We start from the raw sequence: 13,115 nt of genomic DNA, 5'->3' as shown, positions 1-13,115 counted from the left end.
AGGTCGCAGTCAACTTTGAATAATCGAGGCATCCGAAACGTCCATGCTCATGAGGTGATTTTCAGCTAACAGAGCTTTCAGATTTGGGTTCAATTCCCATTATGGTTGCTGGCTCCATTGTTCTTTCTGTCGTCGGCTTCGGCCGAGATCTTCTTTCGTTACTGTTGAACGTTCCATTTGAAGAGAAGGAGGTAGCTATGGTAGGTGCAAGAAACTTTTTGTTTTTACTGGTTCACGGCGTTCTAAACTTGTTTTGGTCTGTTGGAGCCAGTGCTATGGTGGTTCCTCTGTTAGCTGAAGCTCACCGATGATGCATGGATCCCGTGTAAACGCTGATCCAGGCGAGTGGGGAACCATCGGATGCACACGAAGCGGCGGTGGAGAGCTTTTTCAAATGGTGACCGAACTCCCGCCGCTCGGTGATCCGTACCGTTATGCCACTAAGGACACGTTATGCGAGATTGTAACCACCTCGACGTCACGCCACCTCAACAATTGACTCCGAACCTGTGGTCTGAACCGGTTGCGATGTGTTGCCTCAAAACCGATGCGCCCACTCGCATACAGATGGCATCCGACGCAACAAAACTGCTTGGCACAGTATGTCCGCCAAATACTGATTGCCATTACCATCGATTCGACCTGTGCGAAAATTGCCCGTCGTACCAAACATAGGAATCCCAACCAAATGCCAACTGGTACTGAAACACTCCATCTAATTATTGATGCAGAAGCCGAATACTTTGGTCAACACGGAACCCCACCGACTGTTCTAAAGTTACCAGTGTTGATGGCGTATGATCTTGCTAAATGCGGATACAACGATCTTGGTGAACTGTCTGGGCGGATTTTTCGCGATGGAATCACCGTTCTTGAATCCGAAGGATTTCACGGCATGCGTGTAGAGATCGTGCGTGAGAGTGGCGCGATGCTTCAACTCGAATAGATCGTGGCATAACAATGTGATGCACCGAAGTCGCCGACGGCGCGTTTTTTGAAGCAATGATCACTCCGGCGACTCGGTGATCACTGCCGTTATTCGACTTGACGCTTGATCTAATATGCACGACCCTGCGACAGCCATCAACGACAACACGGGATGGGACGAACTGCGCGGCATCCTGAAAATGGTTGCGCCTTTCGCTGTACTGGTCTGGTCCGCGGCACTTTGCTGGACGCTTTCAACTAACATCGCGGTGACCGCGATCATTCCCATTGTGCTTGCTGCCGTCACGATCGCAACTCTGTTTGGACCACCGAGTGTTGTAGCATCTGTTTGGTCATTTTCTTTTCGGACTCTAATGGTAACGCTTGCAATCGCGGCGGTCTGTTGCCTACTCTATTTCGGCGTGAAGCTTACTGTTGCAGCGGTAGGTTGGGTCATTGCGTTCCCATTTAGGCACCCGTTCCTGTTTATCGGTGGCGTAATTTTGCTTTTCCTCGTCGCAGTGGGGGCAGCCGAAGAAACAGCAAGCGAGAAAAAGACGCAGTTCGCCCATGGCCCCCCCGTTCCGAAACACCCAGGGACAACAACCGCTGAAACAAATCCTCCATGCCAAGTCGTGGAATCCAGCGAACCCCAAATGTTCGTCTATCTAATGAAAAACGAACTGAATGGATACTACAAAATTGGACGATCAAAGTCGCCAAGATACCGGGAACGTACATTGCAATCCCAGGAACCGGAAGTTTCACTTAAGTGGAAGATGGAGGGCACGAACGAAGACGAGAAGCATCTACATCGCAAATACAAGGACGTAAGATTACGTGGCGAATGGTTTTCACTCACACACCAAGATGTTCAGTGGATCACCTCTTGTGAATCGCGAGATGACCTGTACCGAGACGCAACCTCGGACTAGTTTTCCGCTCACGTGACTCCGCAACCGGCTATTCCGCGGTTCGTGCGGTCGAATAACCATCGCATGCAACGGAGGACGGGTGGTAGGCAATCTGGTATATTTGTAAGTCTTTCGCCCGTCCCCGCTGATGCGTAGCGCTAGCCGACGGAAGGAACCCGTCACTCGATTGCTGTTCGACGACTAACGCTCACCGACATATCGGCTTGCGCGTGGCAGAACGTTGACGCAGTGTTCATTGACTTCGCTGCGGTTACCGCCATTCTGCATATCCAATTAATGAACACCCTTTCGACTAAGCAAAACGGAAAATGCAAAGTTTAGTTTTAGAACTTCAGAGACTCGCCAGCGAAGATGCGACATCGCTACCCGAGCTGCTGCGCAAGGCATTGATTGTTGCAAAGAAACTTGGACTTCCGGAATTCGCATCTTGGATTGACAATGAGTTGAACGGCTATCCCAACACTATTGTTCCAGCGTACCGAAAAATTCGCGGCACACTCCGCGCGAGGCACCCTTACCGTGGGGCGATTCCTTTTCATATCGGTGACGCTGATATGGACCTACTGATTACGACGTCACCTTGTTCTTCCGGCGTCTCGGATTTGTATGCTCTGATAAGTGAAAGCAACGGGACCGAGGTCGTCGCAAGCATTCCACATGAGATGAAGACGTACCTGATGCAAATACAAGAGTTGCCGATGCCTCTTGAGCCTATCGTCGTCATTGGAAAGAATCACGTTTCGCAAATACTTGACGCGATCCGAACGAAAGTGCTCAATTGGTCACTCGAACTCGAATCACAAGGCATTTTAGGGGAAAACATGACATTCTCAAAGCAAGAGAAAGAGAAGGCCCATTCATCTATCACGATCACGAATTTTCAGGGCGTGCTTGGTGACGTAAAGTCCAGCACCCTGAACCTGAAAATGCAGATCGGCGACATCACCAGTCTGACGCGCACCCTGAAAGAGAAAGGTGTTGGAGACGCTGAGATCGCAGAGCTTGAAGACGCAATAACCAAAGATGGCGCACGTGATAGGAATCTCGGCCCAGAGGTAAGCAAGTGGGTTGGGAAGATGACAATGAAGGCAGCCGACGGTAGTTGGCAAATTGGGATAGGTGCCGCAGGCGAACTTCTCGCGACGGCGTTGCAGCTTTACTACGACTTTTGATCACCAAGGGCCGTCGCGCAGCATAAAGCAGGCCGAATCAAGTTGTCAGGACTCTTTGCCCCCCAGTTAAGCACTGTGGTTGACAGCTTTGAGCTTTTTCGTCCTTCATCATTCGCTTTGACTGCTACTATTGTTCACCAATTGTTGCGCCGATTTCTTTAACGCAGAGGCGTGGAGAACGCAGAGCCCTGTTGCGTACCAGCTCTGCGTTCTCTGCGTCTTGAATTGGTCGTCCCCCTTCGGTCGCGAAGTCCTAGGAGCAAGGCAAAACACTGGTCTACTTTGGCCATCATTGGTAACCCGACGCGTAAGCGAGGCACCACGTTAATTCCTCGCCTAGGCGTTGCGTCACCTTTGCCTCTGCCGTTCCTCTTTGAATCACCTGATTTGCCCTGAACGGCGAACGCCAAATGTTGACACCGCCCCCCCGAGCGGGTTAGAATGGCCGCCAGTGAAGCGATGAGCGGCGAGTTCGCCCCCGTCGATTCGACAGGTGTGAACAAACTGCCTGCTAAAGGCTCAGCAACAGGTTGAGAGCAGGTTGCAAGCGCCGCACTGCTTCTCAGACACGACGGGTGATAACAGACCAGCAACCTATTATTCCCCCCCGTCGTTCAGGTGAAAAACATAGTTATCCGACCAATCAGCTTGCTGCTTGAGACGCTTTAGCTATAGTCTGTTCAAACCAATATTTCCTCTAAAGATCAGGTTCTCCTCCAATGCAAACAGCTACGTTTCGCTTGTCACTTCGCAATCGATGCTTTGCCTTTCGATTCGCGTCCGTTGGGCTGGCACTTCTGTTTCTAAGCTGCAAGGCTCAGGCCGGATTGATTACAACAATCGACCAACAAAATGGCTCCGGAGGAATTGGAGTGTCCAGTCTGATTTATCCACATTACATCGGACTGTTGGGTCCAGCTCAAAGCTTCACTGCGAATGCCACTAAAATTGACGCTGCGGAGTTTAGGCTTATCGGGGACATCACCGTAAGATTAGACTTGCTTGATGGTGGTGCGTACAACAGCCCTTTGCTGACATCGAGTTCATTGCTCACTTTAACCCCCGGATCAGGGTCAACTCATCATTTTGACTTTTTGCAGTCACAGGCATTAATTGTCGGCAATGCTTACACTCTGAAACTTACGCCAATTACAACGGGCTTTTTGGTTGTTGATGGTGCCGACACAAATCCGTACGCAGGTGGTATTGCCTTTGGCTCGTCGGGCACCCCCGCACCCAACCACGATTTTGTGTTTACAACGGGTACACATGCCACAGCGGTACCCGAACCTTCATCGCTGGCCTTTCTTTGTAGTGGCTTAATCATTGCGATGGGGGCTAATAAGAAAGTTCGATCACGCGGGCAGAAGTTAATGGGAATCGACTCAAACATCCGACCCTGCGGATAACGAACGCGTGAACCGGAGAACGCGAGCTAACTGATTTGGCCGTTATAAACATTCCGGCGCGTTCCCGGTTACGCGTAACGCTATCCTAATCAATATGCTCAAACCCAATAGTGTCTTTCGGGAACTCCCCAGTGCGCTTGATCGGAAGCAAGTGCTGTTCCTTGATGGGATTGGCAAGTCATATGAAATCACTGCTTTCGCCTATCAACGGCTAAAGGCGATGCTGACCACTATCCCGAATGGCGACTTAGAAAGTGCGTCCTGCCGCGAACTGTACGTTCCAGCGTTACTGGACGCATGGGCTATCGTGGATTCGATTGACCGGTTCAGTGCGTTGTAGAAGCTGTTGCCTCATTCTGTGATGCGAGATGATACCCCAGTTTCAAAAGCGGAACGCGAAACCCTCAGGAAAGTGCGAGATGTTCGCAATGTAACTGACCACTTGGCGCAGCGAATGGACTACATCATGTCTAAATCGGGTGCGGCAATGGGAATGCTTACGTGGTGTACGTCGTCGCCGCTATCCAAGAATGAAGTCCTCGCTTGTACGCTAGTTCCAGGGACCCTCGGAAAACAGTCTGCACCTATGGCAAATCCCGTAGGAATGACGGTTGAGATGCCAACCGGATTGATCGCGATTACCGCTGGTAAACACACTGCGGATCTGTCCGAAGCAATCCGGATTATGGGTGATCGAGTCGAAGATATCGAGACACAGCTGGAGAACCAATTTTCGCAGTATGAAACGGCGGACGGCGAGAAGCTTTCTAGATCGCGTTCAAACCTGCTTATCGTTACAACCATTTCGTTCAACAAGGACTTGCCTAACATGAAACCTGCAGAAACATCCGACGCAAGCTAATTGGCATGCAGATAACCAAGCCATTCAGCGGAGCACGGCTTGCAAGGTCGTTGCTAATGGCAAATCGTTCCACCGTGCCCGGTGCTGGAAAGCGTTGGGCCGGAAAAGAGAGGTTCGAATGAAACTCAATACTTTTACAGGATTACTGTTAGGCGCAGTGACAATGATGGGCGTCCAGTCGGCGGTCGCAGGTGAGGGCAGTCCCACTCAGATCATCGTACCGGCACCCGAAGTCGCCCGGTATTGTCACTTATCGTCGGCAAAAGTCATCAAAGCGGATGATGGCAGCATTGTCGTCGCCTACATCGTGGGTAGGAAACACGTCAATGGTGACGGTTGCCCCGCTGTGTCGGTTTCCAACGATGGCGGTAAGAGTTTCACATCGCCTCATGTGCTGAAGACTTTCGACAAGATGATGCGGTAACAGCATGCTGCCAACCTGGCTATCGGAAAAGCCGAGGATGGTGCCATTGTTCTGATGGCGGACGAATTAGAGGTGGCAGGCCTCATCTAGCAGCCCCGTTTATCGTAGTGTTGTGCCGCCTTTGAATTGATCCGTTCCGTTGCGTCAAGCGAAGGGTGCGCCGCAGTGCAGCGCGTTGTTTGTCTCTGGGCACGATTGGTAATCCGACGCGTTAGCGATGCATCGCTTGATTTCCTTGATTGCGCGTCGGGTTGCTATTTCCTCAGACGTTCAGTTTGAAAAAGTGTCCCGCACTGGGATCCGAACGCAAAACGTTGACACCGCCTCCCCTGAACTGCTAGAATCGGGCCCCGCCACAATAAAAGAACGGTAACGTGCTGCCAGGCGACTCGATCGCAGAGGGGCAATAGGGTTCCTATCGCCCCATGCACCGCAAGAAACTCTGATCGGTTTGCGGCAAAGCGGCACCAATGCTCAGCGACGACCAATAACATCAGCTGCAACTCGTTTATTCCCGCCCGGTCGCCCTGCTGAAACAAGTAGTTGTTTGGAAGAACAAATGACGCCCCCGCCCCCTGCCCGTCACGTAATCGAACGCGAACGGTCACACGCCTGCACCCTATTCCCTCCGGCACGTCTCACCAGCGAATTCCGGTAACCAACACCTACCAGATCACACCCCGGCCCCTGTAATGGTCAACCACACATCGGCCACGATTGGGACCAACCGCTGCTTCCGGGGAAAGATGACAAATCGCAATCTCATAAAACTCATCCGGCATCTTTGCTTGAGCTACGTCAATTCACCTTGCCTGAACATGGTTCAACATGTCGGAACTATCATGCCAATCGATTTAGTGGTTTTCTTTCCAGTCCTTAGCCAGAGGTAGTCATTTTGTCACGTTGTTTCTTAGTCACCGTAGCGCTCACGCTGATGATCTCCGGTTGTGGTCCCGACACCGGAGGACGAGTCGGCGTGACGGGAACCGTCACTTTTCAAGGCCAGCCGCTCGATAGCGGCAACATTCAATTCGACGCTGTCGATGGCTCCGGGATGACCGGTGCGGCGATCACCGATGGCAAATATTCGGTACCTGCCGAGACCGGCGTAATTCCGGGGGAGTACACGGTTCGTGTCTCCAAGGCGGGTGACGATGCTGCTGCGCCAAAGCCCGTCGCTGGGGAGGCTCCCGGCGATCCGGGCGCGTTTTCGCCACGCGAGGAAATGATCCCCGAGGAGTACAATTTGCAAAGCAAATTAACCACCGAACTTACCGCCGACAAGGAGAATGTCTACGACGTAGATATTCCGTAACGGCGCACCCGTTGAAAGCAGGTCTTGAGATTTACTGGATATAACGTTCTTAGCAGGACGTGGATTTATTAGGCGAGAAGGTTTTGAGATCCGAGTTTGTTGTTTTTGTTTTGTACGCGTTCTCAGGTGAATTGAAATATGAAACGTAAAAGTGGTTTTACACTCGTTGAATTGTTGGTCGTGATCGCGATCATTGGCATCTTGGTTGGTCTGCTATTGCCTGCGGTTCAAGCGGCCCGGGAAGCGGCCAGGCGAATGCAGTGCAGTAATAACTTGAAGCAGATTGGTTTGTCGATGCACAATTATCACGATACCTACCAAAGCTTCCCGGCTGGCAACTGGGGTTGGGGATGGGGCTCTTGGGTCGTGGCAACGCTGCCGTACATTGAACAAGACAATTTGTATCAACTGTACAACCAAGGGAATAAGTTTGACATTCCGAATAGTTCGGGGCGTTACAGTTCGACAGTTAATCGTCAGGTGACCGAACAGCGGCTGTCGGCGCACACTTGCCCCAGCGACCTCCCCAACGTGTACAGCAATATGACGTTGCATAACTACGGCGCAAACTTTGGCAACACGGGGCTGGACTCTGCCAATGGCTATAAGCAGTTAGCTTCGCTAAATGGCGTTCAGTACAACGGAGCACCGTTCGAGATTATCTTGCAGGGAGAGGCGAGCAAGATGAAGAAGTTCCGTGATATCATCGACGGAACCAGCAACACCTTCATGTTTGGCGAAATCCTTCAAGGGCAAGGTACGGATCTGCGTGGATTGACATGGTGGGGGCTGAACAACAACTTCACCACCTATTTGCCCCCCAACACGACCTTGCCTGACCGGATGCACAGCACATCCTATTTCGAAAACAAGCCAGTCTTGAAGCTTCCTTGCGCTCTAGCAACGACCGCTAACCCTATCATGTTTGCCGCACGAAGTCGGCATCCGGGCGGAGTTCAGGTTTCCCGCTGTGACGCATCGGTTCGGTTTATCAGCGAAACGATCGACCTCAATACGTACCGAGCGATGAGCACGACTCAAGGTGGCGAAGTGATCTCTGAATAGTGAGTCACGCCCGGGAAGGGCTGCGGTCTTCAGAAAAACGCATTCAAGGTGTTCGGCACCCTTGAATGCGCTCGCCACACAGCCAGCCCATAGCCTTCATTTGTGGTATGTACGATCGCCAAACTCATCGGCTTTGCTGTCGACTGAGGTCAAAGGTTTGACGTCACCTTCGTCATCTCAGTCGGTTCATCGATGCGTTGGAACAGATCCTCGCTAGCGGGCGAATGCCCGCCAGCGAGATTCTTTCGGATCTGGCGCAAGCCAAGTCGATTTTCGCTATGCCAAGCGTTGCCCGAGCTGCGATCAACCGGCATTACATGCTGTGTCGCCTCGTCCGCAGATTGACGGTGGAATCCGGCATCGAGATCAAACTCAACGGCAATTCTTGTCTGCAGCGAATCGATCAAGTTGCTTTGGAATTGGGAGACCGAACGAATCCGGTGTGTCACTGGTCTGATCGCGGTCCGGTTTACCAAAGCCCCCCTGAAACGGCTGAGCCCCCCCATCGCTCCAGTTTGACACGCTGATTCACGCCGGACTCAAAACGCCAAATGTTGACACCGCCCCCATAACGGGTAAGAATAGCCGCCGCTTAAATGCAGCAACCGGCCAATTATCGCCAGTCGACTCGACTGGTGGGAACAAACTGCTTGCTAACACGCAGCAACGGGCTCGTCATCAGTTCGCAAACGCAGCACTGATTCTCAGCCACGACCGGTGATAACAGGTGAGAATCCTATATTTCCACCCGGACGTGCAGGTGAACAACATAGTTGCACTGGCCTTCGGGGGAGGTGTTGTGAGGAGTGATGGGAATCACGCTGCAACAAGTATTCAGGCAACATTTTGATGCGGTAGCTGCCAAGCGTCGCTTGTCGAGTGACATGTATCGGGCCGCCTGGGCTGTCCGGCATTGCCGTACTCGCGAGCTCGGCGGACATGTTAACAGCTGCCCAGTCGGACACGTCTGTCAGGTCGCTTACAACTCCTGTATGCACCGAAGTTGCCCGCAGTGCGCGTGGTTGCCGCGCGAGCAGTGGCTCGCCGGATGGAAGCGACGACTGCTTCCCACGCCGCATCATCACATCGTCTTTACTGTCCCGCATTCACTCAACGAGTTGTGGCGATTCAACAAAGTCCAGTTCAGCAAGTTGTTGTTCGACGCTGCTTTCGAGACGCTGCACGAACTGCTCGCCGACCCGAAGTATCTCGGTGCGGTGCCTGGCATCTTGGCCGCCCTGCATACCTGGAATCAAAAGCTCGATGTCCATGTGCATCTGCATGTGTTGGTCACCGCAGGAGGTTTAGGGCCCCGAAAGCAATGGGTCAAATCGCAAAGGAAGTGCCTGTTGCCCAGGAAGGTGGTGATGATCAAGTTTCGTGGCAAGTTCAGGGCGTTTCTCCGCGAGAGGGTCGCCAAGAGACTGTTGCGGCTACCGCCGCAACTCAGCTCCGCCGGGTTCCTGGGATTGCTTCAAAGCGTTGGCAGCCTCCCCTGGAACGTCAAGATTCACGAAGCGTACCTGCGTGGCGAGAGTGTCGCGATCTACCTGGCGAGGTACATCAAGGGGGGGCCGATGGGCCGCGCTCGACTGCTGGAAATTCGCGACGGCAAGGTCGAGTTTCGATATCGGTTGAGCGCTCTGGAAGGGGGCGACGGGAAGCGGCAAGGTATCGCGCAGTTGCCGGTTGAAAGCTTCATTCGACGCTGGCTCGAACATGTCCCACCGCGGCGGATGCAAACGGTTCGAGGAAGCGGTCTGTACTGTGGCAATCAACACAGTCAGCTCACCACTGCCCGCGAAAGCCTGGGACTTCGGCCGTTAGAACCATTGCCGCAGCAGCGGATGACGTGGCAAGAACGATGCGTTGCATCGGGGTACACCGCAGCCTCGCGCTGCAAACAATGTGGCGCGACACTCGTTTCACATTCCTCGTTTCCTGCCGGACGCGGTCCGCCCCGCTCCGCATTTCGACGTCGCTTTCCCGGACAGGTCGCATGAAGCTGCTGCAGAACTTCGCCCACACCAACCTCGCGTCACCCAGCGGTCCGAAGGTCCACTCGAACCACGCAGTCGCCATGCTGGCATGGCGACCAGAATTGTTTGCAGGGGCACCATCGAAGTGGTAAAACTCTAAAGACCACAACAGCTAAGAATCGCTGACACTCGACTAAATTAAAAAGTGCAACCAGACGCTGCACCGGATTTCGCCGTCACGCGTCACAAGAATCTACGTCTACACCGCGAAACCGGTGAGCTTAAACGTTCTGCCACGAAGGAAACACTCACCTCGGAATGAGAATCAAACGTCGCGTCAACACGCCATTCTCGTTCAATACTCGCACGCTCTTTGCGATCGTTACCGTTTCTGCAATTGGGATGTGGCTTGGCGTTTTTGCATTGCTTGTGGCAATCGGAATTACGGCAATTCACTATCTGGTGCTCTCCGCGTTCGCATTGCTTTTGGCACGAACCAATGGACAACCCAAACCTCCGTATCATCGTTGGCGCTTGGTCACAGCCGATAACGGCGACACGATTCGGACCTGCACTACTACGTTCCTGATCTTCTTCGCTGTTTGGCATTTGTTCTGGTTGCTGGTTCTACTGCCACCCGGCTTCCCGCAGCTCTGGGATTCTCAAATTCACGGACTCTGTACCTTGGCCCAACTCGAACACACCGTGGCTGCCGCATTTGCTCTGCTGCTCGTCACGTCGTTCCTGACCAACATTTTCGCTGGTACGCCTTTCTCTCATCGGATTTGCATTGACACGTCGACGCTGCTAACCTTGCTCTCGGCTACTCACTTTGTCATTCCTTAACCCGAACGCAAGAGCAGAACCATCGATTGCAACGGAGCGGCGGTGGTCGCCGTTTTGGCAATTGCTGAGTCTCTCGCCGCCGCCCGCTGAATCGTGAAGTTCAAATGCACTCGAACACACTTCCTCAACTCCCAATTCTCTCGAAAGTTCAAAATGGAAACGAATCCCGTCGGCTGGTTTGAAATCTACGTGCAAGACATTTGCCGTGCTACGAAGTTCTACGAGACAGTGCTCGGCATAAAGCTCAACAAGCTCGAAGCCCCTGTGCCGGGAATGGAAATGATGGCCTTTCCGCTCGACATGGAACGCCCCGGTGCGTCGGGAGCGCTGACGAAGATGGACGGGTTTGAATCAGGATCCGGCGGCACGATCGTCTACTTTGGCTGCGAAGATTGCGCCGTCGAAGCTTCACGCGTCGAAGCGGCCGGCGGGGAAATCAAAAGCCCGAAGATGAGCATCGAGGAATTTGGGGCGTTCGCGCTCGCTATCGATACCGAAGGCAATATGTTTGGCCTCCATTCCATGCAATAGCAGACGGCGGATAGCGATGGGGTACACATGGAGCGCGCGGCTTGCTGCCGAATTTGAAATGGACAGCGAGATTCTCCCTGCTCCGGGCGAATCAAAGCAATCCTCGGAACGTATCCCAGACGCTCTTACGTGTTTGTGCGTAGGCGAACGCGCAGCAGCGCGATAACGTGCCATTTTCTAAGGAAGCCGGACGCCACCGCGCGTGCCAGCTGCTGCGTCAAATTGAACGCGAGCTTCAGCTTATGCGGCTGTTAAAGTGCTTGCATCGCAAGCGCGGTTGCGGCTACGCCAGGACCTCCTTGACGATCCGGCCATGCACATCGGTCAGTCGAAAATCGCGGCCGGCGTGCCGGTAGGTCAATCGTTTGTGGTCGATCCCCATCTGATGCAGGATCGTGGCGTGTAAATCGTGGACGTCGATCTTATCGCGGATGATTGCTTTGCCCAGTTCATCGGTCTCGCCGAGCACAAAGCCAGCTTTTACGCCGCCGCCGGCCAACCAGATCGAAAAGCAATCGCCGTGATGTCCGCGGCCGAACTTGCCTTCTTTAGTCGGTGTCCGGCCAAACTCAGTGGCCCACACGATCAACGTCTCGTCCAACATTCCACGCTGCTTGAGATCTTGGATCAGCGCGGCCAACGGTTGATCCGAAGCTTTGGCCAACGGTTGATGCTCTTTCATGTCGCCGTGCGAATCCCAGTTTGGTCGCGACCCGCTGTCGACAAGTTCGATGAACCGCACGCCCCGCTCGGCTAATCGCCGCGCGATGATGCACTGCCAAGCAAAGCTGCTCGTCTCGCCTGGCTTCAGCCCATACATCGACAATGTCGGTTCATCCTCCTTGCTCAAATCAAACGCCTCGGGCCCCGCGGTTTGCATTTGAAAGGCGGTCTCATAGCTCTTGATCCGCGCGGCCAATTGTGAATCGTCGCGGCGGCTCTCCAAATGCTTTTGGTTCAGCGAATCGACAAGCGACAGTTCCATCTGTTGGACCTTTTGCCGGGTGGTTCGCGGCGCCAGGTTCGCGATCGGTTCGGTCCCAGGAATGACGCGTGTTCCTTGATGATAAGCTGGCAAGAAATCGCTGGCGTAAACCTGAGTGCCGCCATAAGGAAGATGGGGTGCGATCACGATGAAGGAAGGCAGATTCTGGTTGACCGTCCCCAAGCCGTAACTGAGCCACGATCCCATGCTCGGCCGGGCGAACGTCGGCGAACCGGTGTGCATCCCAACAGCCGCTTCGGTATGGTCGAAGTGAGCCGACTTCATCGATCGAATCAAACAGATATCCTCCATCGAATCGCGGAGGTGCGGGAACAGATCGCTGACGACGGTCCCCGTTTTCTTGTCGGCGTTTGTCGGGAAGACACATCCCATCAACTTGTCCTTGCCGCTTCCATCGCGTCCCTTTTCCGACGACTTCGGATCGAAGCTGTCGATGTGCGAAACGCCCCCGGTGGCAAAGACCATGATCACCCGTTTCGCCTTCGCGGGAAAATGGGGTGCCTTGGGCGTCAGCGGTCCCATGGCGGGAGCTTCTGCCGCCGCCAAGTCGGACAGAACCGCAGGGAACAGGATCGAGCTGCCAATCAGCGACCGAAGGCATTGCCGACGCGTTGGTTCGATAGAATTCATAACATCCAACCTTC

At 53.5% G+C, this 13,115-nt stretch carries 14 protein-coding genes; 12 read left to right on the top strand and 2 right to left on the bottom strand.

The annotated features are described in order from the left end of the window. The first annotated feature begins 592 nt into the window (after positions 1 to 592). The 9 genes from CA51_RS12950 (at position 593) to CA51_RS12910 (ending at position 8,109) form a co-directional block, all read left to right on the top strand. Positions 593 to 946 carry a hypothetical protein gene (locus tag CA51_RS12950; protein WP_145121207.1) on the top strand — a complete coding sequence of 118 codons (354 nt, stop codon included), beginning with the start codon at positions 593 to 595 and terminating at the stop codon, positions 944 to 946. Positions 947 to 1,061: 115 nt separating this feature from the next. After that, the gene (locus tag CA51_RS12945) at positions 1,062 to 1,862 is read left to right on the top strand and encodes a GIY-YIG nuclease family protein (protein WP_145121205.1); all 801 of its coding nucleotides are present in this window, start codon (positions 1,062 to 1,064) and stop codon (positions 1,860 to 1,862) included. A gap of 308 nt (positions 1,863 to 2,170) precedes the next feature. After that, positions 2,171 to 3,034 carry an AbiTii domain-containing protein gene (locus CA51_RS12940; RefSeq protein WP_145121203.1) on the top strand — a complete coding sequence of 288 codons (864 nt, stop codon included), beginning with the start codon at positions 2,171 to 2,173 and terminating at the stop codon, positions 3,032 to 3,034. Positions 3,035 to 3,861: 827 nt separating this feature from the next. Further along, on the top strand, positions 3,862 to 4,443 hold the full coding sequence (locus CA51_RS12935; protein ID WP_197451148.1) for a hypothetical protein: 582 nt from the start codon (positions 3,862 to 3,864) through the stop codon (positions 4,441 to 4,443). Positions 4,444 to 4,537: 94 nt separating this feature from the next. Then, complete coding sequence (locus CA51_RS12930; RefSeq protein ID WP_145121199.1) at positions 4,538 to 4,783, top strand: hypothetical protein; 246 nt, start codon at positions 4,538 to 4,540, stop codon at positions 4,781 to 4,783. A 246-nt stretch (positions 4,784 to 5,029) separates the two neighbouring features. Next, the gene (locus CA51_RS12925; RefSeq protein WP_145121197.1) at positions 5,030 to 5,305 is read left to right on the top strand and encodes a hypothetical protein; all 276 of its coding nucleotides are present in this window, start codon (positions 5,030 to 5,032) and stop codon (positions 5,303 to 5,305) included. A 118-nt stretch (positions 5,306 to 5,423) separates the two neighbouring features. Then, a complete protein-coding gene (locus tag CA51_RS12920; RefSeq protein WP_145121195.1) occupies positions 5,424 to 5,729 on the top strand; it encodes a hypothetical protein in 306 nt (101 codons plus the stop codon). A gap of 895 nt (positions 5,730 to 6,624) precedes the next feature. Then, entirely contained in the window at positions 6,625 to 7,044 is a 420-nt protein-coding gene (locus CA51_RS12915) for a peptidase associated/transthyretin-like domain-containing protein (protein WP_145121193.1), read from the top strand. Positions 7,045 to 7,182: 138 nt separating this feature from the next. Continuing rightward, positions 7,183 to 8,109 carry a DUF1559 domain-containing protein gene (locus tag CA51_RS12910; protein ID WP_145121191.1) on the top strand — a complete coding sequence of 309 codons (927 nt, stop codon included), beginning with the start codon at positions 7,183 to 7,185 and terminating at the stop codon, positions 8,107 to 8,109. Positions 8,110 to 8,258: 149 nt separating this feature from the next. Here the strand turns inward: CA51_RS12910 and CA51_RS12905 are convergent, their stop codons facing one another. Next, the gene (locus CA51_RS12905) at positions 8,259 to 8,558 is read right to left on the bottom strand and encodes a hypothetical protein (protein ID WP_145121189.1); all 300 of its coding nucleotides are present in this window, start codon (positions 8,556 to 8,558) and stop codon (positions 8,259 to 8,261) included. 360 nt (positions 8,559 to 8,918) lie between these two features. Here CA51_RS12905 and CA51_RS12900 point away from each other — a divergent pair, with 360 nt between their 5' ends. The 3 genes from CA51_RS12900 (at position 8,919) to CA51_RS12890 (ending at position 11,465) form a co-directional block, all read left to right on the top strand. Continuing rightward, positions 8,919 to 10,112, top strand: coding sequence for an IS91 family transposase (locus tag CA51_RS12900; RefSeq protein ID WP_145121187.1), 1,194 nt, complete (start codon positions 8,919 to 8,921; stop codon positions 10,110 to 10,112). A 294-nt stretch (positions 10,113 to 10,406) separates the two neighbouring features. Beyond that, positions 10,407 to 10,934, top strand: a complete 528-nt coding sequence (locus tag CA51_RS12895) for a hypothetical protein (RefSeq protein WP_145121185.1) — start codon at positions 10,407 to 10,409, stop codon at positions 10,932 to 10,934. 153 nt (positions 10,935 to 11,087) lie between these two features. Then, entirely contained in the window at positions 11,088 to 11,465 is a 378-nt protein-coding gene (locus CA51_RS12890; protein WP_145121183.1) for a VOC family protein, read from the top strand. 283 nt (positions 11,466 to 11,748) lie between these two features. Here the strand turns inward: CA51_RS12890 and CA51_RS12885 are convergent, their stop codons facing one another. Continuing rightward, positions 11,749 to 13,101, bottom strand: a complete 1,353-nt coding sequence (locus CA51_RS12885) for a DUF1501 domain-containing protein (RefSeq protein ID WP_145121181.1) — start codon at positions 13,099 to 13,101, stop codon at positions 11,749 to 11,751. Positions 13,102 to 13,115: the final 14 nt, after the last annotated feature.

This window comes from Rosistilla oblonga (genome assembly GCF_007751715.1).
Classification (GTDB): domain Bacteria; phylum Planctomycetota; class Planctomycetia; order Pirellulales; family Pirellulaceae; genus Rosistilla; species Rosistilla oblonga.
Note: the sequence above shows the minus strand (reverse complement) of the source record. Positions and strands in the feature narration are given on the sequence as shown.